This is a genomic window from Bradyrhizobium sp. 18BD (assembly GCF_054185225.1).
Window position 1 is genome coordinate 43,759 of sequence record NZ_JAVAYL010000009.1, and the last position, 25,099, is coordinate 68,857.

Below are 25,099 nucleotides of genomic sequence, written 5' to 3' on the forward strand. Positions count from 1 at the left end.
ATCCTGACTCGACAACACGCTGACTCCGGAATTCCCATGCCGCCACGCCAACTGCATCTGAACGTCAACCTGCTTCACTCCGGCGTCTATCCGTCGGCCTGGCGCCTGCCGGACAGCGATCCAAGCGCCTTTTTTGACCTTGGTCATTATGTGCGCGTGGCGCAGATTGCAGAGCGTGGGAAGCTCGACGCGATCTTTCTCGCGGATTCCCCCGCTGTGAACGACCGAATCGACTACCGGTCGTTCACGTCGCTGGAGCCGACCATCATTCTGGCGACGGTCGCAGCTGCGACCAAGCATGTCGGGCTGATCGGAACAGTATCGACGAGCTACAACGAGCCCTACAACATCGCGCGCCGCTTCGTGACGCTCGACCATGCCAGTGGCGGACGCTCGGGGTGGAACGCAGTCACGACCGCAGATGCCGCTTCAAGCCGCAACTTCGGCCTCACGGGTGCGCTGGAGCACAAGGCCCGCTACGAACGCGCCAAGGAATTCACGGAAGTCGTCCACGCGCTGTTCGACAGTTGGGAGGACGACGCCTTCGTCGGCGACAAGGCGAGCGCCAGGTTCGTCGATATTTCGAAAGTGCATCCGATCGCCCACCGCGGCCCGCATTATTCGGTCGCCGGCCCCCTGAACGTGCCGCGCTCACCGCAGGGACGGCCGGTCACGGTGCAGGCAGGCGGGTCCAACGACGGCCGCGACTTCGCCGCCGCCTATGCGGAAGCCGTATTCACGCTGGCGCAGAGCATCGAGGAAGGCGTCGCGTACGCGCGCGACCTGCGCACGCGGGCAGTGGCTTACGGCCGCTCAGGCGATTCCATTGTCATTCTGCCGGGCCTTGCCACCGTCATCGGCAGCACGGAAGCCGAAGCGAAGCGCCGGCAGGACGAGCTCTGGGAGCTGGTGCCGATCGAATACAGCCTGGCGCGTCTCGCCGGCACGCTTCAGATCGACCCTACTTTGCTCGAACTCGACAAGCCGCTTCCCGATCCGCTGCCGCTTCCAGCGAACGCCAATCACACCATGTTCCAGGGCACTGTGAACATCGCCCGCCGCGGCAACCTCACCGTCCGTCAACTGATCCGGGCGCTCGGCGGCGGCGTCGGCCATCGGATCGTCGTGGGCACGCCGGAACAGATCGCCGACGATATCGAGGCCTGGTTCAAGGCCGGCGCCGCCGACGGCTTCAACCTGATGCCAGATGTTCTGCCCACAGGGCTGGAGTCCTTCGTCGATACCGTCGTCCCTATCCTGCAAAAGCGCGGCCTGTTCCGGACCGAATACACGGGCACGACATTGCGCGACCATTTGGGTCTGGCGCGGCCGGCGAGCCGCTTTGCGAAGCGAGCGCCGGAGGTCGCGTCGGCCTGATTTATCCCAGGGACCGGGCGAACCTCTCGGAAAGACCGGTCGCCTGTCTCGCCCGGACACGGGGGATAATCTCCTCCGCGAACCGCCGCATCTCGGCCTCGAAAGGCTGGAATTGCAGCATAAAGAGCTCTATGCCCGCGGCATGAAACGCCTCGATCCGCGCGGCGACCTCGTCATAGCTGCCGACCAGCCCCGCGGCCGTGCCGCCGTTGCTGCCGACCCGCGGCGTCTTCTGCATGGTCTGCATCATCACGACTTTCGGATCCGTGTTCTGCTTCTGGATGGCCTTCATCGGCGCATCCTTCGCCGCGAGGCTAAGCAACCGCTCATAGGCGCTCTGTGCCTCTTCCCGGGTCTCGCGCGCGACCACAAAGGCGGACAGACCGAAACGCAGTGGCGGCGCGGAGCCGCGCGGTCGCGCCGCGACATCAACGATCAGACCGGCGACATCGTCGAGCGGTTGGCCGTTGATGAACCAGACGTCGCCATGGCCCGCGACCAGGTCGCGCGCCGGCTCGGATTCTCCACCGACATAGATCGCGGGCCGCTTGCGGTAGAGGCTGGTCGGACGCAGCGCATAGTCCGAGACGTTGAAGTGATCGCCAATGAAATTGAGGCGTTCCCCCTCCATGAGACGGGACACCACGGATATCCATTCCTTGCCGTAGGCATAGCGCGCATCATGCTCCGGAAAGCCGATGCCGGCCTTCTCCAGCTCTGGCCGGTTCCAGGAGTTGACCAGATTGATCGCGAACCGGCCGCGGCTGATGTTCTCGATCCCGAGTGCGAGTTTTGCCAGCACCACGGGATGATAGAGATACGGCTTGATCGCTGCGATGATCTCGATGCGCTTCGTCAGCGCCGCGATTGCAGCCGCGGCACTCCAGGCTTCGAGCTGATCGAGATCCTCCTGGTGCGGATTGATCGTATGCTGCGCGATCAGCGTCGAATCATAGCCAAGCTCCTCGGCTGCGAGGATGAGATCCCGGTTGCGCTCCCAGGAGGCATCGTAGGGCTCTTCCGGATCCTGATGCGCGGCGCGCGGCCCATGCACCAGCGCCCAGATGCCAAAGCGAAGCGGTGCGGTCGTCATCATACTCTCCCATGACTCTCCCAACTTCGCGGGTTCTCGCCAATGCCTGGCGCAAGATCAAGCAGACCGGTATCAAAAGATTTTCTTTGTCGCGCATCGGCGCTGCGACGACAGCGGATCACTCCAGAGCGAATGACAATTGAAATACCGGTCTATTTCTGTCGGCCCGATTTCGTGGGACATTTTGCAGAGACGGCAAGTCATTGGCGTCACATAACCTGCTTCGCTTGCAGTGCGTGAAACGAGGTCTGTTGTCTTGAGCAATATCGAATTGAGCGGCATCGACCGCGCGGCAATCGTCGCGGACGCCGGGCCATCGTCGCGCAGCGATGAAAGCCCACGCGCCCCGGCTGCTGCAAAAGGCAAGCTTGGCGCACGCGGGCTTCAGCTTCTGTCGTGGCTTGCGCCGGTGGCGTTGGTAGTCATCTGGGAATGGCTTGCGCAGGCCGGATGGCTGTCGCCACACGTGCTTCCCGCACCGAGCAAGGTGATCCGGACCGCGTTCAAGCTTGCGACCACCGGAACACTTTTGAACGATCTCGGTGTCAGCCTGTTGCGCGCGGCGTCGGGTTTTGTGATCGGCACAGTGGTCGGCGCGACGCTTGGCATTCTCGTCGGCTTCTCCAGGATCGCAGAAGCCGCGATCGACCGCAGCGTGCAGATGATCAGGGCCATTCCGTTCCTCGCGGTCCTGCCGCTGGTCATCGTCTGGCTCGGCGTCGGCGAGACACAGAAGATCTTCCTTGTCGCGCTCGGCGTCACCTTCCCGATCTACATCAACACGGTGCTCGGCATTCGCCAGGTCGACCCAAAGCTGCTCGAGCTCGGCCGCGTCCAGGGCCTCAGCGCCATTCAGCTGATCCGCCGGATCATCCTTCCAGGCGCGTTGCCCTCGATTCTGACCGGCGTCCGCTACGCGCTGGCGACGGCGTGGCTCGCGCTGGTCGTGGCCGAAACCATCGGCGCGCAGTCCGGAATCGGCTTTCTTGCCATGGACGCGCGTGAATTCCTGCGCACGGACGTGATCGTGCTGACGATCGTGATCTACGCCCTGATCGGCGTCGCGGCCGACGGTATCGCCCGTTTCCTCGAACGGCGCCTGCTCGCCTGGCATCCGAACTACGGGGCGGCACGATGAACGTTCACACCGCTCCGCTGTCGCCATCTGCATTCGAATCCGGGCCGGCCGTCGTCGTCAACAACCTCACACGCAGCTACGGCAGCCGCATCGTCATCGAAAAGCTGAACCTGCGCATCGAGCGTGGAGAGTTCGTGGCATTGCTGGGTGAGAGTGGCTGTGGCAAGACCACCCTGCTGCGGGCACTCGCCGGTCTCGATTCCATTCAGGGCGGGCGCATCGTGGCGCCCCGCCGCCCGGCCGTGGTGTTCCAGGAGCACCGGCTGCTGCCGTGGGACAGCCTCTGGCGCAATGTCTCGCTTGGCCTGCAGGTGCCCAATGCGCGCGATCGCGCGGCCGAAGCGCTGACCGAAGTCGGTCTTGGCGACCGTCTCGACGACTGGCCACGCAACCTCTCCGGCGGACAGGCCCAGCGTGTTGCCTTGGCCCGAGCGCTGGTGCAGCAGCCCGAGCTTCTGCTGCTCGACGAACCATTCGCCGCACTGGATGCACTCACGCGCATCCGCATGCGCGAGCTCGTTCGCGAGCTCGTCGCCAATCATCAGCCGGGCGTCCTGCTCGTCACCCACGACGTCGACGAAGCCATTGCGCTGGCCGACCGCATCCTGGTGATGCGGAACGGCGCCATTGCGTTCGAGCATCGCGCCGTGCGCGACGGCTCGACACCTATTTCGCGCGCCGAACTGCTCGGCGAGCTCGGCGTGAACTCTCATTCCTCCCACTAGACGACCGGAAGGCCCATATGTCTCGTTCCTCCATCGCCAAGCCGTCCCGGCGCAGCTTCCTCGGCACCGCCGCCTTCGGCATTGGCGCCCTCGCCGGCATGAACATCGGCGATTTCGCCGAGGCCGCGACCGGCCGCACCACCGACACGGTCCGCCTGACCTGGGGTCTCAGCGGCCTCAATCTGATCGCCAAGGAACGCGGCGAGTTCGAGAAGCTGCTGGCCAAGGACGGCATCAAGGTCGAGTGGCTCGGCCCATTCCCGAACCATGCGCCGACCCTGCAGGCGGTGACCGGCGGCAGCGCCGATTTCAGCTTCGGCGGCAGCACCACGCCGGCACTGGCCGCGATCATCGCCGGCTCGCCGCTGGTGTTCACGCAGTTCGTAGTCTATGAGCCCCGCACCACGGCGATCATCGCCAAGGACGGTTCCGGCATCGACCGGATCGAGGATCTCGCCGGCAAATCGGTCGCGGTCAATCGCTCGGGCCTGGGCGAATTCCTGCTGGTCGCAGCGCTCGAGAAGCACAAGGTCGACCGGTCCGCGGTCAAATTCGTCTATCTCAATCCGCCCGATGCAGCGCCCGCACTCGCCTCCGGCAAGGTCGACGCCTGGTCGATGTGGAGCCCCGGCGTCGACATCGCGCGGCTCGAATACAAGGCGCACGACATCTTCCTGGAAGGCCGTGACCTCGATTTCCAGATCGACTACACGTCCTACCTCACCACACGCAAATTCGCGACCGACTATCCCGCGCTGGTGCGCGCCGTCAACGATGCGTTCCGTGCCGAAGGGAAGTGGATCTCGGAGAACGGCAAGGACGCCGAATACATCGCCCAGAAGGCCGGCAAGTACAGCGACGAGGTCCGCGACCAGTTCATCGCGCTGAAGCGCCAGTACCGCTACTTCGCTGTGAATGACGAGCGCTTCATCAGCGAGCTGCAAAAGGCCGCCGACTGGCTGGCCGCCCGCAAGGTTCTGCCCGAGCCGGTCAAGGTGACCGACCATCTTGCCCAGCTCTGAAGATACCTGACCAACAGGCCCTGACAATGAACAAGACCGTATCCACGCCCTCCCTGACCACATCCGAGCCGCTCAAGACCGGTTCGCCGGAACTGGAGGCGCTGCTCAACCAGATCGCGGAAGGCGCGAGCGCACGGGAACGCGACCGCGTGCTACCCTTCGAGGTCATCGATCTCATCCGTCGCGCACGCCTTGGCGCGTTGCGGCTTCCCGTGAACGCCGGCGGCGCCGGCAGCACGATCCGCGATCTCTTCGCCTTCGTCATCCGTCTCGGCGAGGCCGATGCCAATGTCGCGCACATCCTGCGCAACCATTTTAGCGTGGTCGAACGCCTGGTGCGCACGCCCAAGGACGAGCAGAGCCGCGACTGGCAGAAGGCCGTCGCAGAAGGCGCGATCATCGGGCTCGCCACCACCGAGCTTGAAAGCCCCCGCGTCGGCAATGTCACGCCGGGCACGACTTTTACGCCTGACGGCCACGGCGACTATCTGCTGAACGGCACCAAATATTACAGCACCGGCACGCTGTACTCCGACTACGTCCTGGTGCGCGCGGCGGATCCGTCCGGAGCCACCGGCGCCACGATCGTTCCGATCAAGCGTGAAGGCATCGAGCTGGTGGACGACTGGGACGGGGTCGGACAGCGGCTCACCGCCACCGGCACAACGCACTTCCGCAACGTCAAGGTCAAGCGCCAGGAGGTGGTGTTCGACGAGCCGGATTCCGGCTATGGCGTGCCCTACTCCAACACGTTCGCCCAGCTGTTCCTGACCGCGGTCGTCGCCGGCATCGCGCGCGCGACCCTGCGCGACGCCACAGCCCTGATCCACTCGCGCAAGCGCACCTTCTACTACGCGCCGACCGAGATCCCGACCGACGATCCCCTCTTGCAGCAGACCGTCGGCCAGATCGCCAGCGGCGCCTTCGCCGCCGAAGCCGTGGTGCTGGCGGCGGCCGAGGCGCTCGACGTCGCGACTGACGCATTCGACGCCGGCGCAGCTGATGCGGCGGAAGCAGCCCATACCGCCGCCTTGCTCTCGGCCAAGGCCAAGATCATCGCGGACGATTTCGCCATCCGCGGCGGCAGCCTGCTGTTCGACGTCGGCGGCGCGTCGGCCACCAAGAAGGTCACCAATTTCGACCGGCACTGGCGCAACGCGCGGACCCTGTCCTCACACAATCCAACCACCTACAAGGCGCGCTCGATCGGCCAATACGAGATCAACGGCACACCGCTGCCGGCGAAGGGCTTCTTCTAGACAGGAAGACGCCTACGGTCCGACACAAGGAGAATCGGACATGGGAAAATCGGACATCCATCTCGTCACCGACAGTAACGAGATCGAACATCAATTCCGCGCCGTGATGCGCCGCCTCGCCGGCGGCGTCAGCATCATCACAGCCGGTCGCGACGACGACATCACGGGGATGACGGTGACGTCGCTGACCTCACTCAGCGCGAGCCCGCCGCGCGTGCTGGTCAGCGTCAACCGGCAGGCATCGTCCTTTGCGCTGATCGAGCGCCTCGGTACGTTCGGCGTCAACATTCTCGGCTCCGACCAGCAGGAGCTGGCGGACCGCTTCAGCAACACCCGCCTGAAGGGTCTCCAGCGCTTCGAAGGCGTTCCGTGGTCCGCCGGGACATCCGGCGTGCCGCTGCTCGGACACTCGCTCGCCACCATCGAATGCCGGGTCGAGGAGATCATCGAGCGCTATTCGCACGGGATCATCGTCGGCAGCCTCCTCAGTTTCGATCTGTCGCGCGAGCTCTCCGGCCTGGTTTACTGGAACGGCCAGTACATCGAGATCAAACACGATTTCGATCTCGACCTGCTCGCCGAGATCAGCATTCCCCTGGCCCATGTCAGGTGACGGCATGAAGCACGAACTCCCCCGTGATCCCTCCGACGACAGGGGTCCCGAGAGTCCGCCCAAGAAGCGCTGGCAGCTGGAGCAACTCGTCGCCGCGCTCCGCGTCTCCCGCGAGGAGACCCATAGCATCCGCCGGGATGGCGAAGCTCGCCGTGCGCCGTCGCGCGAGGCGCTTCAGGCGATCCTGGATGGCCTGACCGAGGCGCTGTTCCCGCGCCATTACGGCCAGTTCGATCTCGACGGGGAGAATATCGACTATTTCGTCGGCAACCGCCTCAGCACCGCGCTCGACAGCCTGTGCGACCAGGTTCATCGCGCCGCGCTCTTCATCGGCGACGAACTCACGGCCGGCTTCCGGCGCGACGACGCGATCGAGCTGACGCGCCAATTCGCCTCCAGGCTTGCCGACGTGCGCGGCCTGATCATCAGCGATCTCCGCGCCGCCTTTGTCGGCGACCCCGCGGCCCGCAACTTTCCGGAGATCCTGATCGGCTATCCCGGCATGACCGCGATCATCCACCACCGGCTGGCGCACATTCTGCATCAGCTCGGCGCTCGGCTGATTGCGCGGCTGGTGGCCGAGATCGCGCACACCAGGACCGGCATCGACATCCATCCGGGCGCGAGCATCGGCTCCGGCTTCTTCATCGATCACGGCACTGGCGTCGTGATCGGCGAGACCGCGATCATCGGGGACAACGTCCGCATCTACCAGGCCGTGACGCTCGGTGCGCGTCACTTCCCAACTGACGACGACGGCCATCTGATCAAGGGCGACGCCCGGCATCCGATCGTGGACGACGACGTCGTGATTTATGCCGGCGCCACCATCCTCGGCCGGATCACGATCGGCCGCGGCTCGACCATCGGCGGCAATGTCTGGGTGACCCGAGACGTGCCGCCGAACAGCGTGGTCACGCAGGCCACGGCCGGAACGCGATCGATCTAGCCGTGCTGTAACCTTTGCCACCAGTTCGCGGCATCATCTCCATTCATCGACATCGCCGCTAGATTCATGCTCGCATCGTGCGCAACAACGCAATTCCATTTCATCGACTTTGCGCATCCTGCCGCAATAGAGTCCGATAAGATCTCGCTGTATTGACGGCCTCTATCCGGACCTCCGCATCATGAGCAACCAGCGCCAGCTTGCCCTCAACCTCTTCATCTATCCCGGCGGTCATCACGAGGCCGCGTGGCGCTACAAGGGATCGTCGGCCGAGCGGATTCTCGACATCACCTACTATCAGGAGCTGGCGCAGCGGGCCGAAACCAGCAAGTTCGACGCCATCTTCTTTGCCGACGGACCGGCGCTGGCAGACAACGTCCGTTATGCCCAGCGCTTTCGCTTCGAGCCAATCACCTGGTTAGCTGCGATCGCGGCCGTTACGAGCCGCATTGGGCTGATCGCCACCGCGTCGACCACCTATACCGAGCCCTACAATCTGGCGCGCCTGTTTGCCTCGCTCGATCATCTCAGCCGCGGCCGCGCCGGCTGGAACATCGTCACCACCAGCGCGCCCCAGGCCGCGCAGAATTTTGGTCTGCCCGAACACCCGCCGCACCATGAGCGCTACGAGCGGGCCCGCGAATATCTCGACGTGATCTCGCGCCTCTGGGATAGCTGGGAGGACGACGCACTCGTCAACGATCCCGCCTCAGGGATCTTTGCCGATACCAGCAAGATCCATACGCTCGACCATGTCGGCAAACATTTCCGCGTTCGCGGTCCGCTGAACATCTCCCGCACGCCGCAGGGCCGCCCCGTCTACGTGCAGGCCGGCGCCTCCGACGACGGCCGCGCCTTCGCCGCACGCTATGCGGAGGCGATCTTCACGGCGCATCAAACCCTGGACTCGGCGAAGGCTTTCTATGCCGACATCAAGCGCCAGGCCCGCGGCTTCGATCGCGGCCCCGACGAAATCAAGATCCTGCCGGGCATCAACCCTTTCATCGGCAGCACGCAGGCTGAGGCCGAGCGGCTTCAGGACGAGTTCAACGAGCTGATCCAGCCTGAATATTCGCTGACCCAGCTGCGCCAGATGATCGGCCTCGACCTCACCGGCTACGATCTCGACGGCCCCGTTCCCCGCCATCTGATCGACACCGCAAGCGCGCGCGGCGTCGCCAGCCGCTTCAAGCTCGTTGTCGAGATTGTCGATCGCGAAAAGCCGACCATTCGGCAACTCGTGCAGCGCCTTGCCGGCGCACGCGGCCATTGGGTCATTGCCGGCACGCCCGAGAAGATCGCGGACAACATCCAGACCTGGTTCGAAACTGGCGCCGCCGACGGCTTCAACGTGATGCCGCCATGGCTGCCCGGCGGCTTCGATGTCTTTGCCGATCAGGTCGTCCCGATCCTGCGCAAGCGCGGCCTGTTCCGCGAGGACTACACCGGCACGACCCTGCGCGAGCATTACGGACTCGCACGCCCGGCGAGCGTCTACTCCACCGCAGTCAAGGCGATAGCCTGACCGCATCCGCAACGACATCAAAACTCAAGCTCAGCAAGTGAATATGAAGACAGCGTTGTTTCTCCTCTCCGGACTTCTGGCTCTTTCTCCCCTCGCCGCCGGAAATGCCTCGGCCCAACAACCCGCAAAGCCGGAACTGAGGGTCGGCTTCGTGCCGGGGCCGTATATCGACGAGTTCAAGATCGGCGTCGAGCCGGAGCTGAAGAAGAAGGGCTACAAGATCCGCTACGTCGAGTTCTCGACCGGCCTTGAAGCCAACAATGCCGTCTTCAAGTCCGAGATCGATGCCAATGTGATGCAGCACACGATTTTTTTCGACTCCTATAATGAACGGCAGAAGACCGATCTCGTCGGCATCGTCCACGTCCCCACCCCGCCGATGGGCCTCTATTCGAAGAAGCACCCACTGGGCACGCCGATCAAGCCGGGCTCGAGCGTCGCGGTGCCGAACGATCCGGTCAATCTGCAGCGTGCGCTGTGGGTGCTGCGCGATCTCGGCCTGATCGAGATCCGCGACAGCAAGCCGGTCGACGTCACCGAACTCGATGTCATCAAGAATCCCGGCGGCATCAAGCTGGTTCCGCTCGAGGCCGCGCAAGCGCCGCGGGCACTCGACGACGTCGACTTCGCCGCCATCCAGGGCAATTTCGCGATCTTCAGCGGCCTCAAGCTGACCAACGCCTTCGCGCTGGAGAAGATGACGACGCCCTACATCAACGTGCTGGCCGTGAAGAAGGCCAACGCAACCGCCGAATGGGCACAGGACATCGTCGCCGGCTACAAATCGCCGACGTTCAAGACGGCGATCCTGGCTGACCGGTTCTATGACGGCTTCACCCTGCCCGACTACATGAAGTGAGCGGAACGTATGTTCGAGTTCACGCTGGAATGGGCCAGCCGCCGTTCCGTTGCCCAGCGCGCGATCGACGCGCGGGCGGTGACGGACCGGCTCCGCATCCGCGAGGCCTTTATCTTCCCGGGAGTCCTGCTGCTCACCTTCCTCTTCGCACTGGGCGTCATGACGGGCGCGCATTTGCACGGGCAGACGGAACGGGCGCTGCTATCTGCAGCGTTCGCAGGCATGAGCGTAGGGATGGGCATGCCCATGCTTTATCCAAAATCGGCATCCTGTCGCAGGCCACCGAACCTCGGTTCCGTAGCGCAGCTCCGGCATGCCGACGTGCTCGCGCTCCTGACGGCCGACTAGCAGCCCAACCATGCCTTTGTCCCGAAAACGGACATTAAAATCATCCATCGCCGCCAAACGCTGTGGAATTTTCCAACCGCGCTGGCGACGAGGCCAGCACGATTCAACCAAACTGATTCCGACGAGCGTGTAGCAATGTTCAACGCCATCCCCGCCGTGATAGCTTTTCGGGGTTCTCGCCCTACACCGTTGTCCGGAGTGAACATGAGCTACGTCATCTCGCTGCAGTCAGGCGTCGTTCGTTTGATCGAACAGGCACGCGGATGGTTCCAGCGCTCGCTGCGGCCGCAGACAGGCGGCCCGGACACCCCGCAGGACGACCTTTACGAGATCTTCCTGTTCGGGCCTCACGGCTGAAAATTCCGCGCAAGTGCCAGCCCTGCGCCTTCCCTGACACAAAGGTAACAAGACATGACCGACGCTGCGCTGCAGCTCGCCGAGACCGGCCGCCGCCTCGATGCCATCGACCGCAAGATCCTGACGGTGCTACAGGAGGACGCCTCGCTCTCGGTGGCCGAGATCGGCGACCGGGTCGGTCTGTCGTCCACCCCGTGCTGGAAGCGCATTCAGCGGCTGGAAGCCGACGGCGTCATCCTCAAGCGCGTTGCGCTGGTCGACCAGAACAAGATCGGGCTTGGCCTTTCGGTGTTCGTTTCCGTGGAGAGCGCGGATCACTCCGATGCGTGGCTGAAGCGTTTCGCCGAGGCGGTCCGCGCCATGCCCGAGGTGATGGAATTTTACCGAATGGCCGGCGATGTCGACTACATGCTGCGCGTCGTGATCCCCGATATGCAGAGCTACGACGTGTTCTACAAGAAGCTGATCCACGCCGTCCCGCTCAAGAACGTCACTTCGCGCTTCGCGATGGAGAAGATCAAATCGATCACGGCGCTGCCGATCCCACCGGTCGCGGTGGAATAAATGCCAACGCACGGCGAGCCAACATCACGCGACGAATTTACCGATAGCGCGGCCAAGGACGTGTCCGATCGTTTCGGCCTGCGATGCGTTGCCGCGCCAGGCCACGATCTGGTCGGGACGTATCAGGGCGAGGTCGGCCTCATAGAGCGCGCGCAGTGATCCCGGCAGCGTGACGAGCTTCACCTCGGCCCCGAGCGTGCGAGCGGCCTCGGCAAGCGGAGCGTGAGCCGACGCGACCTCGCCGAACTGGAGCAGCGTCCATTCGAACCCGAACAGATCGTACAAGGACACGCCGTCCTCCAGCCACGCATGCGGCGCGCGGCCGCCGGGACAGGCGCTCGGAACGTAGACGTTCGCGGCATCGGGCGGCGGCGTGCTGCCATCGGACACGATGATCGGCGAGCCGTCGTAACGTCCGCCGAAAGTGACGCCGGGGATGTTGAATTCGGCGCGGGCGTGTTGTTCGAGATAGACGCCTGCCGCCCGCCGCGCCTCGCGGCCCTCGTCAGTGTCGTGCTCGATCTCCGGCGCGGGCGCGAACAGACCAAGGGAGTCGGCAAAGCGCCGCGCATAATCGGTGTTGCGCAGCGCCACCGGACGCCGCTCGACCTCGTAACTGTCAAGCAGCGCGGCCGGGCTGATGCCCTTGACAACACTTGCAAGCTTCCAGCCCAGGTTAACCGCATCCTCGATCGCGGTGTTGTAGCCGAGCCCGCCGGTCGGCGTGAACAGATGCGCTGCATCGCCGCCGAGGAAGACCCTGCCCCGCTGCATGCCGTTCGCGACCAGCGCGTGGCCGGCGGTCCAGGTCAGGAATGACAGCACCTCGCAATCGATCGGCGCGCCGCAGGCACGCTGGAACGCGGCCCTGGCCTCGTCGACCGTGATCGCGCTCTCGTCTTCACCCGGCCGAAGCTGGGTGTGGAAGGCGAATTCATCGCGGCCGTTCACCGATGCCATGAAGGCGCGGCGGTCGCCGTTGAAGCAATTGTACATCCACGCCTTGGCGTGCGGGATGCTCACATAGAAATCGGACGCACGGAGATAGACGGCCAGCATGCGACCACCCATGAAATCGCGCTGCGTGCCCGTCTCGCCGCCATAGACCATGCCGAGCGATTGCCGGACCATCGAGCGCGGCCCGTCGGCGCCGACCAGGAAGCCGGCCCGGACCTGGAAGCGATGGCCATCATCGAGACGTTCGATCTCGGCAACGATGCCGTCATCGCCTTCAACGTAGCCGTGCAGCCGATGGCCGTAGTTGAGGCCTATTCCGGAAAGCCGCTCGGCATGCCGGCGCAGCACCGCCTCGACATATTTCTGCGAGACCCGATGCGGCAGCTCCGCCGCGCTCCAGGAGCCGGACATGCCCTTGATGAGCTCGCCCGCGCGTGACGATGAGGGCAGCGCAAAGCGCGCCAGCTCGTAACCAGCATAACGGGCGAAGTACGCGACGTCGGTCGGATAATCGGCGGACAGGCCTTCGCGCCTGATCTCGTCGGCAAAGCCCAGCCGACGATAATGCTCCATCGAGCGCGCCTGGGTCGCGTTGGCTTGCGGATTGAATGCGGTGCCCGGCTTCTCGTCGACCAGGATCGCGGAGACGCCGCGACGGCCGAGCTCGTTGGCCAGCATCAGCCCGCATGGCCCCCCGCCCACGATGAGCACCGAGGCGGTCAGACGGTTTTCCACGACGCTTCTCCCTACCAGCATTATCCTGCATGGTAAGGTTCCATGACTAAATCGTCAAGTAACCTGACTAATCGCGATCGTCGAGCGTGTCGTATCTCTCGCCATAGGCCGCCAGCCCCCTCAGGATCGCGTCCATCGCGGGCTTGCCGAGCTCGGCACGCATCTCCTGCTCGGCGACGTCGACTGCGTCGCGGAATGCATTGAGCCATTTGCGCCCGGCCGGCGTGAACATGACGATGCGCGCGCGCCGGTCGGTCGGATCGGCGATGCGATCGACGAGACCGAGCTCGGCGCATTGATCGACCAGCTCGCCCATCGCCTGCTTGCTCATCGACGCACGGCGGGCAAGCTCGGTGAGCCGCGTCCCCTCCACGTCGAGGTTGCGGGTCAGGCTGACATGCGCGATGCGCGTCTCGTCGTGGCCCTTCTCGCTCATCAGTTCGAGCACGCGGCCTTCGAAGCGGCGCACGGCGTTGTTGAGCAGCCGACCGATATTGGCATGCCGCCACGCCGTGCCGGATGTCCTGGCTTTCAATGGATCTGCTTCCGAATCGACCGATCGAGATCGTGCAAGGCTAACACAAGAGCCGCCCCGCGCGCTCCTACGGCAGCTCGGCGTGTCTTGGCGGCTATGAAAGGCAGGCGGCGTGGATCAAAACGCCGCCAACCATGGCGTGTTGGAGTGGTCTCTGTGGCGGACGACGCCTTACTGCGAGCGGTCCGAGGTCCAGCCCTTGTACTCGGCGACATTGTCCCTGGTCACGAGCTTGGACGGCAAGAGCTCGACGGTGGATGCCGGCTTCTGGCCATTGAGAATGCCGACGCCGACCTGCACGGCCCGCCGCGCCATGAAGAACGGGTCCTGCGAAGCGGAGGCCTGGATCTGCGGCGACTGCGGATCCTTCAGCGCCGCCTCGATGTCGGGCGCGCCGTCGACCGCAGTGATGATGATGCCGCTGCGGCCCTGCTGGCGCGCCGCAAGATCAGTGCCGATCGCCTGCGGATCGTTGATGGCGAAGATGGCGTCGATCTTAGGGAAGCGGGTCAGATAGCCCTGCGCCACGTTGAGACCGCCTTCGCGCGAGCCCTTGCCGTCCTGGTCGCTGGACAACACCTTGATGCCGGGGTTCTTCGAGAAGACGTTCTTGCAGCCGACGACGCGATCGATCACAGCGGAGACCTGCGGCCCGTTCTCGATGACGACGTCGCCTTTGCCTCCCAACTTGTCGACGATGTACTGGCAGGAGATCTCGCCGGCCTGCACGTTGTTGGTCGTCACGGTGGCATCGGCGCCTTCAGCCGCGGTGTCGACCGCGACGACAACGACGCCTGCCGCCTGCGCCTTCTTGATCGCCGGCCCGATCGCCTTGGGATCGCCCGGGTTCAGCAGGATCAGATCCACACCGGCAGCGATGAAATTGTCGATCTGGGTGACCTGCTTGCCGAGATCGTATTCGAAGCCGACCGCCGTGATCTTCACATTGGGATTGGTCTTCCTGGCCTCGAACTCGGCGCCCTTCGACAGCGCGACGAAGAAAGGGTTGCCCATCGAACCGAGCGAGACGCCGATCGACTTGAGCTCCTTGGCGAAGGACGGCGCGGTGCTTAGGGCGAGCGCCATGGCAGCGCCGGCGAGCGTTATCGTCTTCAACATTGGCTTCCTCCCTGGTCTGTCTTCATCCCCGGCACGGCAGACCAGTTGCCGCAACGGAACATCGCATCAGGCCACGCGCACTCGGCTGCGCGCCGGGCCTTTCACGTTCTGGCCGACCCTTGCAGGCGGTAACGGTCGAGCGCCACGGCGCCGATGATCACGAGGCCCTTGATCACATATTGCCAGATATCGGAGACGCCGATGAGGATCAGGCCGTTCGACAGCACCGCGATGATCAACGCACCGACCAGCGTGCCCCAGATCGAGCCGATGCCGCCGACGAACGAGGTACCGCCCAGGATCACGGCGGTTATCGCATCGAGCTCGTAGGACTGGCCGAGCTGCAGACCGTTGGCCGCATAGAGGCGCGCCGCCTGCATGGCGCCGCCGAGCCCCGCGAACAGTCCCGAGACGCCATAGACGAAGATCAGCACGGCCCAGACCTTGATGCCGGCAAGCCGTGCCGCGCTTTCATTGCCGCCCACCGCATAGATGTGCACGCCGAGCACGGTCCGGCGCAGCACCAGCCAGGAAATGAGGATGACAAGCAAGGCGATAACCGAGAGCCACGGGATCGACGCGACGCCGGGAATAAGCGTCAGCGAGCCGTTGCCGATGAACGCATAGGGAATCGACGGATTGAACACGGTCGTGTCGGCCCCGAGCAGTCGCGCCAGGCCGCGCACGGCGGTGAGCGAGCCGAGCGTGACGATGAAAGGTGGCAGGCGCAGGAGCGCAATCAGCGCGCCGTTGACGACGCCGAAGCCAAGGCCGGTAAGCAGCGCAGCCGGCAGCCACAGCATGCCGAGCTCCGGCAGCTTGGACATCGTCAGCCCGGCCATCGCGGAGGCCGCCAGGATCGAGCCGACCGACAGGTCGATGCCGCCGGTGAGGATGACGAAGGTCATGCCGGCGGCGAGCACGGTGTTCACCGCGGCTTGTTGCAACACGATGCCGAGATTTTGTCCGGTGAAGAAGCGGCCCTCGGACAGGAAGTGGAAGCCGATGCAGAGAATCAGCAGCACCGGCAACATACCGAGCGCGCTGATCAGCATCCTCACCTGCTGACGCTTCGTCTCTGCTGCGGCACCATTGGTCGCCATCGGGGTGGAACGGGCCTCGGAAGCACCATTGTCAGGCATCGAGATGCTCCATCCCCGTGGCAAGCGCCATGATGTCTTCCTGCGCCAGCGGCGAATTCGGGCCGCGCGTGACTTCGCCGGCGATGTGCCCGGCACGCATCACGACGACGCGGTCGCAGATGCCGATGATCTCGGGCAGATCGGACGAGATGACGAGGATCGCGGTGCCGGCCTTGGCCAGATTATCGATGATCGAATAGATCTCCGATTTGGCGCCGACGTCGACGCCGCGCGTCGGCTCGTCCAGGATCAGGACCTTCGGCGCAATGGCGAGAAGCCGCGACAGCAGCACCTTCTGCTGGTTGCCGCCGGACAGGCCACCGGCGGCGACGCCGACATTGACTGCGCGGATGCTGAGCCCCGCGAAGGCCCGCTCGGCGCGCGCACGCGCCTTGTCGCGATCCAGGATCCAGCCGAGCTTCGCATCGCGCCCGAGCACGGCGAGATTGATGTTGTCCAGGCATGACATGTCGAGGAACAAGCCGAGCGCCTTCCTGTCTTCCGTCAGGTACGCGATGCCGGCCTCGAGCGCCTCGCCCGGCGTGCGGATGTCGATCGGGCGTCCCTCCAGCTCGAGGCGGCCGGCAGTCTTCGGCGCCGCGCCGATGATGAGATGCGCAAGCTCGGTGCGACCGGCGCCGATCAGGCCGGCGAGCCCCACCACCTCGCCTGCATGCACGGTGAGCGAGCAGCCCTTGACGCGGTGCCCGTCAGCCATGCCGATCGCCGCGAGCACCGGGTGTCCGCGTCCCGCTTCGGGATCGTGTTCCTTCTTGTAGAACGACGACACATCGCGTCCGACCATCATGCGGACGATGGCGTCGGCGCGGATGTCCTGCTTGTCGAGCGAGCCGACCAGCCGGCCATCGCGCAGCACGGTGACACGGTCGCCGAGCGCGTAGACCTCGTCCATGCGATGCGAGATGTAGATGATGGCGAGCCCCTCGGAGCGAAGCTGGCGGATCAGCGCGAACAGCCGCTCGCTTTCGGCGGCGGACAACGAGGTTGTCGGCTCGTCCATGATCAGGATTTTTGATCTGGCGTGCAGCGCCCGGGCGATCTCGACCAATTGCCGCTGTCCCATGGACAGGTGCGCCACCAGCGTCGACGGCAGGAAGTCCGCGCCCAGCCGCTTCAGGATAGGCCCGACGCCCTCACGCATCTCGCCGCGCGCCAGCAAGCCCGCATGCGATAGCTCCCGTCCCAGATAGATATTCTCGGCAACGCTGAGATTGGGAGCCAACGACAGTTCCTGATAGATGATGGAGATGCCCGCCGCACGGCCGCCGAGCGGACCTTCGATCCGAACCGGATGTCCTTCGATGCGGACCTCGCCGCCGGGATCAGGCCGGTAGGCGCCGGACAGGATCTTCATCAGCGTCGACTTGCCGGCGCCATTCTCTCCCATCAAAGCATGGATCTCGCCGGCATAGACGGTGAGATCGACGGCACGCAGCGCCTTGATGCCGAAGAAGGATTTCGAGACCCCGCGCATCTCGAGGACCGGATCGTCCATCGTGCCTCCCGACGCACAATGCGTTTCCTAACCGCGTCTCTCTTGTCAGCGCGGTTCACGCATTAAACAAAAGGCCGCAGCACAGGGCAATACCGAACAGGCACAAATGCGACGTCGAGGCGAAGCTAGTGGCGCGGCCGATACAGTTCGCGCCAGGCGGGAAGCCGTTCGACATAGGCATCGACCAGTCCGGCGTCCGGTTCATACGTCTCGATGCGCTGCGGCCGCGTACACACGGCGGCGACCGCCTCTCCGGTGACAGCAAGCCGCCCCAATCTCGCCGCACCGAACGCCGCGCCGGCTTCACCTCCGGCAAAACGATGGATTGGAACATTCAGCACGCTCGCCAGCACCGAGAGCCAGAACGGGGACCGCGAACCTCCGCCAATGGCATCGGCCTCCGCGATCGCAATGCCGGCGTCGGCAAGTGCGTCGCGACAATCGGCCAGCGCGAAGGCGACGCCTTCGAGCACGGCCTGCACGATCGTGCCGCGATCGGTGCCATGGCTCAAGCCATCGAGCATCCCCCGGACGTAGGGATCGTCATGCGGCGTCCGCTCGCCGGCGAGATAAGGCAGGAAGCTCACCGGCGACGGCGCCCGCGGGTGCGATCCAAGCGGCGCCAGCAACTCGGCCTCGCTGGCGCCAAACAGGCGCGCGATCCAGGCGAGGCAGGAGGCGGCCGAGAGAATCGCACCGGCCTGGATCCACATGCCGGGAATGGCGTGACAGAATGTATGCACCGCGCGATCCGGGTTGGCGGCGATGGCGCTGGTCGGCGCCAGCAAGGCGCCCGAAGTTCCCAACGACACGAATGCTGTTCCAGGCCGGATCGCGCCGATGCCGACGGCGCCCGCCGGATTGTCACCGGCGCCGCCCGCGATCACCGGCTGCCTGCGCATGCCCCAACGCTGGGCGAGCTCGCTGCGTAGCATTGATGCGGGCGCGCATCCCTCGACCAGGCGCGGCATGTGAGCGCGTGATAGGCCTGTCGCTGCCAGCGCGGCGTCGGACCAATTCCGGCGCGCGGCGTCGAGCCACAGCGATCCCGATGCATCCGAGGCGTCCTCGACGGCCTCGCCTGATAGCACCAGGCGCAAATAGGCCTTTGGCATCAGAACGAGCTTGGTCGCCGCAAATGTTTCGGGCTCGTGCGTTGCGATCCAGAGCAGCTTCGGCGCCGTGAACCCCGGCATCGCCTTGTTGCCCGTGGTCGCCCGCAAGGCGGGCCAGCGTCGTTCCAGAATGCGACACTCTGCGGCCGCGCGTCCGTCGTTCCAGAGGATGCAAGGCCGGAGCGGCCTCAAGCTCGCATCGAGCAGCGTGGCGCCATGCATCTGACCGGACAGTCCGACGCCTTCGACGGCCGCCAACGCACCGGCATGGCTCGCCTTCAGAGCGTCCAGCGTGGCGAATGTCGCATCGATCCACTGAGCGGGGTCCTGCTCACAATAGCCTGATAGCGGCGAGGCCGTCACAAGCGGTCGGCTCTCGCTTGCGATCACGCGTTGCGCATCGTCGACGAGAACGGTCTTGACCGCGGAGGTCCCAAGATCGATGCCGAGATACATGGATGCTCTCCGCTCACTTTGCCGCGTCGATCCAGATGCCCGGCTGTGACTGCTCGCGAATATAGCTGACCAGGAAGTCGGAAAAGACCCTGATCTTGGCGGGCAGCCTGACGCGGTTTTGATAGGCGATGTTCATGGTGAGCAGCGGCAGCTCCCAGCCCATCAGTACCGGCACCAGCCGGCCGGCCGCGATATCGCTCTGCACGATGTAGAGCGGCTGGATCAGGATGCCGAGCCCGGCACGCGCGGCGCCGCAGATGATCTGGCCGTCATTGCTGTCGAGCGTCGGCGCAATCCGGATGGTCTGCGTCGTGCTGCCCTTGCTCAGCCGCAGCGAATAGGGATCGTTGGCGAGATTGTAGATCAGCATGTTGTGGCGGGCGAGATCGGCGGGCTGCTCCGGCCGGCCGTGCTTCTCAAGATATGACGGAGCAGCCGCGAGCACGCGGTGCATCTGGCCGATGCGGCGGACGACGATATTGGAATCCGGCTCGTGCTCGCGCGTGCGGATCGCGACATCGATGCCGGCCTCGATGAAGTCCAGATAGCGGTTTGCGCTGATGATCTGCACGCTGAGATCGGGATAGAGCGCGCGGAAGTCCGGCAACATCGGCGCGAGATAAATCATCGCGAAGGACAGCGAAGACGTGACGCGCAGCATACCCTTCGGCGACAACGCGCGGTCGGAAACGGCATCCTCGGCTTCGGCGAGTTCGTTCAGAAGCGTGCTGCAGCGCTGCAAAAGCTCCTGCCCTGCCTCGGTCAGCCATTGCCGGCGCGTGTTGCGCTCGATCAGCCGGACTGCGAGCCGCTCCTCCAGCGCGCTGAGATGGCGGCTGGCGGCCGCGTTCGACATCCGCAGGATTTCGGCGGCCTTGGACAGGCTGCCGAGCTCGGCGGTTTTAGAGAAGACTTCGAGTTGTAACAGCCGGTCCATTTTTGCAGAAAGAGGAAAAGAGACTTACGAAGATTGACCTTTATTTCCGATTTCTGCAAGGCAAAATGGCATCAACAAAGCACAATGGCAGGCGAGGAAATCAGGAAATGTCGGGCCCGATCAGGCACATCGTGATGTGGCGGCTGCGCGGGGAGACCCCCGAGGAGCGGTCCGCCGCCCGGGTCAAGGTCAAAACCCTGTTCGAGGGCCTCAAGGGGCGGATCGACGGCCTCACCCATATCGAAGTCGGCATGGACGTCAGCGCGGTCGACTACGCCTGCGACGTGGTGCTGTTCTCCGAGTTCACCAATCAGGCCGCGCTTGCGGCCTATGCCAACCACCCCGAACATTTGCGCGTCCGCGAGGCACTGGGCGACTTGCGGATCGGGCGCTTCCAGGTCGATTATCCCATCAAAGAGACCGGCGCATGATCGGTTCGTTCACCTTTGAAAACCTGCCCTGCCGCGTTGTGTTCGGCAGCGGAACGTTGGCTAGCGCCAAGGCCGAGGTCGAGCGGCTCGGCGGCAAGCGGGCGCTGGTGCTGACGACGCCACAGCAGGAGGCGCAAGGAAAGAATCTCGGAACCGCGCTCGGCCCGCTCTATGCCGGCATCTTTCCGGGCGCGACCATGCACACGCCGGTCGACGTCACCGAGCGCGCGCTCGCGGCGATGAAGGTCTGCGAGGCCGATTGCGTCGTCTCGCTCGGCGGCGGCTCGACCACCGGCCTCGGCAAGGCGCTGGCCTTGCGCACCGGCGTCAACCAGCTCTGCATCCCCACCACCTATGCCGGCTCGGAGATGACGCCGATCGTCGGCCAGACCGAGAATGGCCTGAAGACCACAGTGCGCGATGCGTCCGTGCTGCCGGAGACCGTGATTTATGATGTCGATCTCACCTTGACGCTGCCGCCGAGTCTGGCCGCGACATCCGGCATCAATGCGGTCGCGCATGCGGTGGAAGCGCTCTATGCGCGCGACACCAATCCCGTGACATCGCTGATGGCGGAAGAAGGCATCCGCGCCCTCGCCCGCGCCCTGCCCGCCATTGCCGCCAAGAGCGACGACCGCGAGGCCCGCACCGAAGCACTCTATGGCGCCTGGCTGTGCGGCGTCTGCCTCGGCACCGTCGGCATGGCGCTGCATCACAAGCTCTGCCACACGCTCGGCGGCACGTTCGATCTGCCGCATGCCGAAACGCACACGATCGTGCTGCCGCATGCGCTCGCCTACAACGCACCGGCCGTGCCGGAGGCAATGGCGCGCATCTCGCGCGCGATCGGCGTGGCCGATGCATCGCAGGGACTTTTCGAACTCGCCAAACGGCTGGGCGCAAAGGTCGCGTTGCGCGATGTCGGCATGCCCGAGAGCGGCATCGACAAGGCGGCAGATCTCGCCGTCACCAATGCCTACTGGAACCCGCGCCCGCTGGAGCGCAATGCCATTCGCGACCTGATCGCGCGCGCCTGGGCCGGCGAGCCGCCCGGCGCCGTCAAAGCGGCGGCGTGAGACGATGCGGCGCACGCTGATCAGATCGGCCACCGTCATCACCATGGATGACGCGATCGGCGACCTCAGCACCGGCGATGTGCTGGTCGAGGGCGGTCACATTGTCGACGTGCGTCCGTCGATCGACCTCGGCAGCGGCGCGGCCGAGACCGAGATCGTCGACGGTAAGGACCGCATCGTCATCCCCGGCCTGATCAACGCGCATATGCACACCTGGCAGACGGCCTTGCGCGGCTATGCCGCCAACTGGACCCTGCTGGAATATTTCCGCCGCATGCATGCCGGGCTCGCTACCGTGTTCCGGCCTGAAGATATTCACATCGCGACCCTCGTCGGCGCGCTGAACCAGATCAATTGCGGCACCACCACGCTGGTCGACTGGTGCCACAACAATCCAACGCCCGATCACACCGACGCGGCCGTGCGCGGTCTGATCGAGAGCGGCATCCGCGCCGCCTTCTTCCACGGCTCGCCCAAGCCGGAGCCGAAACCGGGCCAGCCGCATTTCTCCGAGATCCCGCATCCGCGCCGCGAGGTCGAGCGGCTGCTGGCCGGCCCCCTCGCCGATCGCGACGGACTCGTTACGCTCGGGCTTGCGATCCTCGGGCCGCACTATTCGACGCTCGATGTCGCCATGCACGACTTCCGCCTAGCGCGCGAACTCAACCTGATCGCATCGATGCATCAAGGCGGCGGTCCGGCCAAGACGCCTGGCCGCTGGGATAAGCTGATCGAGGCCGGCCTGGTCGGGCACCATATCAACATTGTCCATGGCAACGATCTGCCTGATGATTTGCTCGATCGCCTCGTCGATCTCGGCGTCTCCTTCTCCGTCACGCCCGAGAATGAGATGATCCAGGGCCACGGCTTTCCGATCACCGGCCGCCTGCTCAAGCGCGGCGTGCGGCCGACCATCGGCATTGATCTTGAGTCGGTGCTGGCCGGCGACCTCCTCTCCGTCGCGCGCGTCGCGCTGTCGATGCAGCGGGCGCTCGACAATGCGGAGTCGCGTAAAGTCAGCGGCACCATTCCGGCGACGACCACGATCCCCGTGCGCGAGGCGCTGCGCTGGATCACCACCGAAGGCGCGCGCATGCTCGGCCGCGAGCACCAGATCGGCTCGCTGACGCCGGGCAAGCTCGCCGACCTCGTGGTCATCAACGCCTCCGATCTCAATCTCCATCCGGTGCACGATCCCGTCGCGACCGTCGTGATGCAGACGAGCCTCGCCAATATCGAGGCCGTCATGATCGGCGGCACGTGGAAGAAACGGAACGGACGGCTGCTGGTCGAAGGACTGGAGACAAAGAAAGAGCTGCTGGCGCAATCCGGCCAGCGGCTGGTGCAGGACATCGAACGACAAGGACGCGCCGCCTGAAGGCGCCTACGGACAAGAGCAATGACAGACACTGCAAGGAACGTCGCTTTCATCGGGATCGGCAAGATGGGCCTGCCGATGTCCGTGCTCGTCGCTAAGGCCAGCTACGCCGTGACCGCGTACGACCAGAGCGCTACGCGCATCAGCGAGGCACGCGCGCAGGGCATTTCGATTGCCGCTTCGCCGGCCGAAGCCGTGGGCGGCAAGGCCGCGGTCGTGACGTCCCTGCCCGACGATACAGCCTTGCGTGGCGCGCTGCTCGGCCCTGCCGGCCTTATCGCCGCGATGACGCCCGGAGCCGTCTTGATCGAAACCAGCACTGTGAGCGTCGAGGCCTCCACCGAAGTTGCGGCTGCGGCACAGGTGCGCGGGATCGCCTACCTTCGTTCGCCGGTCTCCGGCAATGCCAGCATCGTTCACACCGGCGCCCTGACCTGCTTCGTCTCGGGGCCGAAGGACGCCTTCGAGAACGCAAAACCGCTGTTCACCGCCTTCACCCGCGCCCAGACCTATCTCGGACCGGCCGAGGAGGCGCGCTACGCCAAACTTTCGGTCAATCTGATGATCGCGGTGTCGGCCGCAATGATGGCGGAGAGCCTGGCGCTGGCGCGCAAGGGCGGCATCGCCTGGCAGGACATCTTGAAGGTGCTCGACGACAGCGCGGTCGCTTCCCCCATGGTGAAATACAAGACCGCGCCGCTGCGCACGCGTGATTTCGAGTCCACTTTTTCCTGCAAGCAGATGGCCAAGGACCTCGATCTCATCCTGGGTGCCGGCCACGCCGTCGGCGTGCCGCTTCAGCTCGCAGCCCAAGTGCGCGAGACCTATGGCTCGCTGGTCGCGCAGGGTGATGGCGACACCGACTTCATCGCGACGGTCAAGCACCTGGAACGGTTGTCCGGGCTTGACGAACCCAAACTCTGATCGCGGAGATCAAGATGCGTAACTTCAACGAGAACACGATCACCGACGCGGTGCTGGAGCGGATCAAGGACGCGATCGATCCGCGTATCAAGCAGGTCAGCGAAGCGCTGGTGCGCCACATGCATGCCTTTGTGCGTGAGGTACGGCCGACCCAGAAAGAATGGGAATACGGCATCGACTTCCTGACCCGCACCGGGCACATGTGCGACGACAAGCGCCAGGAGTTCATCCTGCTGTCGGATACGCTCGGCGTCTCCATGCTGGTCGATGCGATCAACCATCCGGTGCCGGAGGGCGCGACCGAGACCACGGTGCTCGGCCCGTTCTTCGTGCAGGCGGCGCCCGAGAAGGACAGCGGCGCCGACATCTCCGGCCCGATGGAGGGCGATCCGATGCTGGTGACCGGCTCGGTCTCGACCGTCGACGGCAAGCCGCTGGCGGGCGCCACCGTCGATGTCTGGCACTCCGACGATGACGGCTATTACGACGTGCAGCAGCTCGACGACATCGGCGATCTCGCGATGCGCGCGCGCTTCCACACCGATGCCAATGGCCGCTTTCATTTCTGGTCGATCAAGCCCGCCGCCTATCCGATCCCGCATGACGGCCCTGTCGGCGAGATGCTGGAGGTCCAGGGCCGCCATCCCTGGCGCCCTGCGCATGTCCACTTCATGATCTCGGCGCCCGGCTTCGAGCAGCTCGTGACGCACGTGTTCGTCGCCGGCGACAAATATCTCGACTCTGACGTGGTGTTCGGTGTCAAGGACAGCCTGATCCGCGAATTCGTCCGGCATCCCGCCGGCCGTGCGCCGGATGGTCGCATGGTCGACAACGATTATTTTCACCTCAATTACGATTTCGGCCTGAGGCAAGTCGCGAGCAACGCGAGGGCCGCCTAAGCTGAAGCGGCGACGGACCAGCAGAGTCCGGCGACAGGGAGCAGACGGGA

The 25,099-nt window shown here is 64.8% G+C and carries 25 protein-coding genes; 17 read left to right on the forward strand and 8 right to left on the reverse strand.

Annotated elements, in window-relative coordinates; all coding sequences use genetic code 11:
- The first annotated feature begins 36 nt into the window (after positions 1 to 36).
- Entirely contained in the window at positions 37 to 1,377 is a 1,341-nt protein-coding gene (locus RAD16_RS17735) for an LLM class flavin-dependent oxidoreductase (protein WP_458159183.1), read from the forward strand.
- A 1-nt stretch (position 1,378) separates the two neighbouring features.
- Here RAD16_RS17735 and RAD16_RS17740 read toward each other — a convergent pair whose 3' ends face one another.
- Complete coding sequence (locus tag RAD16_RS17740; RefSeq protein ID WP_458159184.1) at positions 1,379 to 2,470, reverse strand: LLM class flavin-dependent oxidoreductase; 1,092 nt, start codon at positions 2,468 to 2,470, stop codon at positions 1,379 to 1,381.
- 391 nt (positions 2,471 to 2,861) lie between these two features.
- Between RAD16_RS17740 and RAD16_RS17745 the strand changes: the two genes are divergently transcribed.
- The 11 genes from RAD16_RS17745 to RAD16_RS17795 all read left to right on the forward strand — a co-directional run bounded on the left by RAD16_RS17745 (position 2,862) and on the right by RAD16_RS17795 (position 11,829).
- On the forward strand, positions 2,862 to 3,608 hold the full coding sequence (locus tag RAD16_RS17745; RefSeq protein ID WP_458159399.1) for an ABC transporter permease subunit: 747 nt from the start codon (positions 2,862 to 2,864) through the stop codon (positions 3,606 to 3,608).
- Positions 3,605 to 4,333, forward strand: a complete 729-nt coding sequence (locus RAD16_RS17750; RefSeq protein WP_458159185.1) for an ABC transporter ATP-binding protein — start codon at positions 3,605 to 3,607, stop codon at positions 4,331 to 4,333. Before RAD16_RS17745 ends, RAD16_RS17750 begins: the two co-directional genes overlap by 4 nt.
- 17 nt (positions 4,334 to 4,350) lie before the next feature.
- The gene (locus RAD16_RS17755; RefSeq protein WP_458159186.1) at positions 4,351 to 5,355 is read left to right on the forward strand and encodes an NrtA/SsuA/CpmA family ABC transporter substrate-binding protein; all 1,005 of its coding nucleotides are present in this window, start codon (positions 4,351 to 4,353) and stop codon (positions 5,353 to 5,355) included.
- A 26-nt stretch (positions 5,356 to 5,381) separates the two neighbouring features.
- A complete protein-coding gene (locus tag RAD16_RS17760) occupies positions 5,382 to 6,614 on the forward strand; it encodes an acyl-CoA dehydrogenase family protein (protein WP_458159187.1) in 1,233 nt (410 codons plus the stop codon).
- Positions 6,615 to 6,654: 40 nt separating this feature from the next.
- Positions 6,655 to 7,227: a flavin reductase family protein gene (locus tag RAD16_RS17765; RefSeq protein WP_458159188.1), complete on the forward strand. Its 573-nt coding sequence runs from the start codon at positions 6,655 to 6,657 to the stop codon at positions 7,225 to 7,227.
- A 4-nt stretch (positions 7,228 to 7,231) separates the two neighbouring features.
- The gene (gene epsC, locus RAD16_RS17770; RefSeq protein ID WP_458159189.1) at positions 7,232 to 8,176 is read left to right on the forward strand and encodes a serine O-acetyltransferase EpsC; all 945 of its coding nucleotides are present in this window, start codon (positions 7,232 to 7,234) and stop codon (positions 8,174 to 8,176) included.
- Positions 8,177 to 8,357: 181 nt separating this feature from the next.
- The gene (locus RAD16_RS17775) at positions 8,358 to 9,701 is read left to right on the forward strand and encodes an LLM class flavin-dependent oxidoreductase (protein ID WP_458159190.1); all 1,344 of its coding nucleotides are present in this window, start codon (positions 8,358 to 8,360) and stop codon (positions 9,699 to 9,701) included.
- Positions 9,702 to 9,744: 43 nt separating this feature from the next.
- Complete coding sequence (locus tag RAD16_RS17780; protein ID WP_458159191.1) at positions 9,745 to 10,560, forward strand: MetQ/NlpA family ABC transporter substrate-binding protein; 816 nt, start codon at positions 9,745 to 9,747, stop codon at positions 10,558 to 10,560.
- A 9-nt stretch (positions 10,561 to 10,569) separates the two neighbouring features.
- Positions 10,570 to 10,908, forward strand: a complete 339-nt coding sequence (locus RAD16_RS17785) for a hypothetical protein (RefSeq protein ID WP_458159192.1) — start codon at positions 10,570 to 10,572, stop codon at positions 10,906 to 10,908.
- Between the two features lie 204 nt (positions 10,909 to 11,112).
- The gene (locus RAD16_RS17790) at positions 11,113 to 11,265 is read left to right on the forward strand and encodes a hypothetical protein (RefSeq protein ID WP_458159193.1); all 153 of its coding nucleotides are present in this window, start codon (positions 11,113 to 11,115) and stop codon (positions 11,263 to 11,265) included.
- 54 nt (positions 11,266 to 11,319) lie between these two features.
- A complete protein-coding gene (locus RAD16_RS17795; protein ID WP_458159194.1) occupies positions 11,320 to 11,829 on the forward strand; it encodes an Lrp/AsnC family transcriptional regulator in 510 nt (169 codons plus the stop codon).
- Between the two features lie 24 nt (positions 11,830 to 11,853).
- On the opposite strand, the gene RAD16_RS17800 is transcribed toward RAD16_RS17795, so the two are convergent.
- The 7 genes from RAD16_RS17800 to RAD16_RS17830 all read right to left on the reverse strand — a co-directional run bounded on the left by RAD16_RS17800 (position 11,854) and on the right by RAD16_RS17830 (position 20,341).
- A complete protein-coding gene (locus tag RAD16_RS17800) occupies positions 11,854 to 13,542 on the reverse strand; it encodes an FAD-dependent oxidoreductase (RefSeq protein WP_458159195.1) in 1,689 nt (562 codons plus the stop codon).
- A 46-nt stretch (positions 13,543 to 13,588) separates the two neighbouring features.
- On the reverse strand, positions 13,589 to 14,056 hold the full coding sequence (locus RAD16_RS17805) for a MarR family winged helix-turn-helix transcriptional regulator (protein ID WP_458159196.1): 468 nt from the start codon (positions 14,054 to 14,056) through the stop codon (positions 13,589 to 13,591).
- Positions 14,057 to 14,227: 171 nt separating this feature from the next.
- Complete coding sequence (locus RAD16_RS17810; RefSeq protein ID WP_458159197.1) at positions 14,228 to 15,175, reverse strand: ABC transporter substrate-binding protein; 948 nt, start codon at positions 15,173 to 15,175, stop codon at positions 14,228 to 14,230.
- 101 nt (positions 15,176 to 15,276) lie between these two features.
- Positions 15,277 to 16,317, reverse strand: a complete 1,041-nt coding sequence (locus tag RAD16_RS17815; protein ID WP_458159198.1) for an ABC transporter permease subunit — start codon at positions 16,315 to 16,317, stop codon at positions 15,277 to 15,279.
- Positions 16,310 to 17,833: a sugar ABC transporter ATP-binding protein gene (locus tag RAD16_RS17820; RefSeq protein WP_458159199.1), complete on the reverse strand. Its 1,524-nt coding sequence runs from the start codon at positions 17,831 to 17,833 to the stop codon at positions 16,310 to 16,312. Before RAD16_RS17820 ends, RAD16_RS17815 begins: the two co-directional genes overlap by 8 nt.
- Before the next feature lie 125 nt (positions 17,834 to 17,958).
- The gene (xylB, locus tag RAD16_RS17825) at positions 17,959 to 19,404 is read right to left on the reverse strand and encodes a xylulokinase (RefSeq protein ID WP_458159200.1); all 1,446 of its coding nucleotides are present in this window, start codon (positions 19,402 to 19,404) and stop codon (positions 17,959 to 17,961) included.
- Positions 19,405 to 19,417: 13 nt separating this feature from the next.
- Positions 19,418 to 20,341 carry a LysR family transcriptional regulator gene (locus tag RAD16_RS17830; protein WP_458159202.1) on the reverse strand — a complete coding sequence of 308 codons (924 nt, stop codon included), beginning with the start codon at positions 20,339 to 20,341 and terminating at the stop codon, positions 19,418 to 19,420.
- A 107-nt stretch (positions 20,342 to 20,448) separates the two neighbouring features.
- Here RAD16_RS17830 and RAD16_RS17835 point away from each other — a divergent pair, with 107 nt between their 5' ends.
- Genes RAD16_RS17835 through RAD16_RS17855 form a run of 5 tightly spaced genes read left to right on the forward strand, consistent with a single transcriptional unit; the run spans position 20,449 to position 25,049 of the window.
- Positions 20,449 to 20,772: a Dabb family protein gene (locus RAD16_RS17835; RefSeq protein ID WP_326898811.1), complete on the forward strand. Its 324-nt coding sequence runs from the start codon at positions 20,449 to 20,451 to the stop codon at positions 20,770 to 20,772.
- Positions 20,769 to 21,848, forward strand: a complete 1,080-nt coding sequence (locus tag RAD16_RS17840; RefSeq protein ID WP_458159203.1) for a maleylacetate reductase — start codon at positions 20,769 to 20,771, stop codon at positions 21,846 to 21,848. Before RAD16_RS17835 ends, RAD16_RS17840 begins: the two co-directional genes overlap by 4 nt.
- 4 nt (positions 21,849 to 21,852) lie before the next feature.
- Complete coding sequence (locus RAD16_RS17845) at positions 21,853 to 23,226, forward strand: amidohydrolase family protein (RefSeq protein WP_458159204.1); 1,374 nt, start codon at positions 21,853 to 21,855, stop codon at positions 23,224 to 23,226.
- A 21-nt stretch (positions 23,227 to 23,247) separates the two neighbouring features.
- On the forward strand, positions 23,248 to 24,150 hold the full coding sequence (locus RAD16_RS17850; protein WP_458159205.1) for an NAD(P)-dependent oxidoreductase: 903 nt from the start codon (positions 23,248 to 23,250) through the stop codon (positions 24,148 to 24,150).
- Positions 24,151 to 24,164: 14 nt separating this feature from the next.
- Complete coding sequence (locus RAD16_RS17855) at positions 24,165 to 25,049, forward strand: intradiol ring-cleavage dioxygenase (protein ID WP_458159206.1); 885 nt, start codon at positions 24,165 to 24,167, stop codon at positions 25,047 to 25,049.
- Positions 25,050 to 25,099 lie beyond the last annotated feature (50 nt).

Bases quoted from the DNA above. Each gene is read 5' to 3' on its own strand.
- RAD16_RS17735 (WP_458159183.1), top strand. From the start codon at position 37: ATGCCGCCACGCCAACTGCATCTGAACGTCAACCTGCTTCACTCCGGC.
- RAD16_RS17740 (WP_458159184.1), bottom strand. From the start codon at position 2,470: ATGACGACCGCACCGCTTCGCTTTGGCATCTGGGCGCTGGTGCATGGG.
- RAD16_RS17750 (WP_458159185.1), top strand. From the start codon at position 3,605: ATGAACGTTCACACCGCTCCGCTGTCGCCATCTGCATTCGAATCCGGG.
- RAD16_RS17755 (WP_458159186.1), top strand. From the start codon at position 4,351: ATGTCTCGTTCCTCCATCGCCAAGCCGTCCCGGCGCAGCTTCCTCGGC.
- RAD16_RS17760 (WP_458159187.1), top strand. From the start codon at position 5,382: ATGAACAAGACCGTATCCACGCCCTCCCTGACCACATCCGAGCCGCTC.
- RAD16_RS17765 (WP_458159188.1), top strand. From the start codon at position 6,655: ATGGGAAAATCGGACATCCATCTCGTCACCGACAGTAACGAGATCGAA.
- epsC (WP_458159189.1), top strand. From the start codon at position 7,232: ATGAAGCACGAACTCCCCCGTGATCCCTCCGACGACAGGGGTCCCGAG.
- RAD16_RS17775 (WP_458159190.1), top strand. From the start codon at position 8,358: ATGAGCAACCAGCGCCAGCTTGCCCTCAACCTCTTCATCTATCCCGGC.
- RAD16_RS17780 (WP_458159191.1), top strand. From the start codon at position 9,745: ATGAAGACAGCGTTGTTTCTCCTCTCCGGACTTCTGGCTCTTTCTCCC.
- RAD16_RS17785 (WP_458159192.1), top strand. From the start codon at position 10,570: ATGTTCGAGTTCACGCTGGAATGGGCCAGCCGCCGTTCCGTTGCCCAG.
- RAD16_RS17790 (WP_458159193.1), top strand. From the start codon at position 11,113: ATGAGCTACGTCATCTCGCTGCAGTCAGGCGTCGTTCGTTTGATCGAA.
- RAD16_RS17795 (WP_458159194.1), top strand. From the start codon at position 11,320: ATGACCGACGCTGCGCTGCAGCTCGCCGAGACCGGCCGCCGCCTCGAT.
- RAD16_RS17800 (WP_458159195.1), bottom strand. From the start codon at position 13,542: ATGCTGGTAGGGAGAAGCGTCGTGGAAAACCGTCTGACCGCCTCGGTG.
- RAD16_RS17810 (WP_458159197.1), bottom strand. From the start codon at position 15,175: ATGTTGAAGACGATAACGCTCGCCGGCGCTGCCATGGCGCTCGCCCTA.
- RAD16_RS17815 (WP_458159198.1), bottom strand. From the start codon at position 16,317: ATGCCTGACAATGGTGCTTCCGAGGCCCGTTCCACCCCGATGGCGACC.
- RAD16_RS17820 (WP_458159199.1), bottom strand. From the start codon at position 17,833: ATGGACGATCCGGTCCTCGAGATGCGCGGGGTCTCGAAATCCTTCTTC.
- xylB (WP_458159200.1), bottom strand. From the start codon at position 19,404: ATGTATCTCGGCATCGATCTTGGGACCTCCGCGGTCAAGACCGTTCTC.
- RAD16_RS17830 (WP_458159202.1), bottom strand. From the start codon at position 20,341: ATGGACCGGCTGTTACAACTCGAAGTCTTCTCTAAAACCGCCGAGCTC.
- RAD16_RS17835 (WP_326898811.1), top strand. From the start codon at position 20,449: ATGTCGGGCCCGATCAGGCACATCGTGATGTGGCGGCTGCGCGGGGAG.
- RAD16_RS17840 (WP_458159203.1), top strand. From the start codon at position 20,769: ATGATCGGTTCGTTCACCTTTGAAAACCTGCCCTGCCGCGTTGTGTTC.
- RAD16_RS17845 (WP_458159204.1), top strand. From the start codon at position 21,853: ATGCGGCGCACGCTGATCAGATCGGCCACCGTCATCACCATGGATGAC.
- RAD16_RS17850 (WP_458159205.1), top strand. From the start codon at position 23,248: ATGACAGACACTGCAAGGAACGTCGCTTTCATCGGGATCGGCAAGATG.
- RAD16_RS17855 (WP_458159206.1), top strand. From the start codon at position 24,165: ATGCGTAACTTCAACGAGAACACGATCACCGACGCGGTGCTGGAGCGG.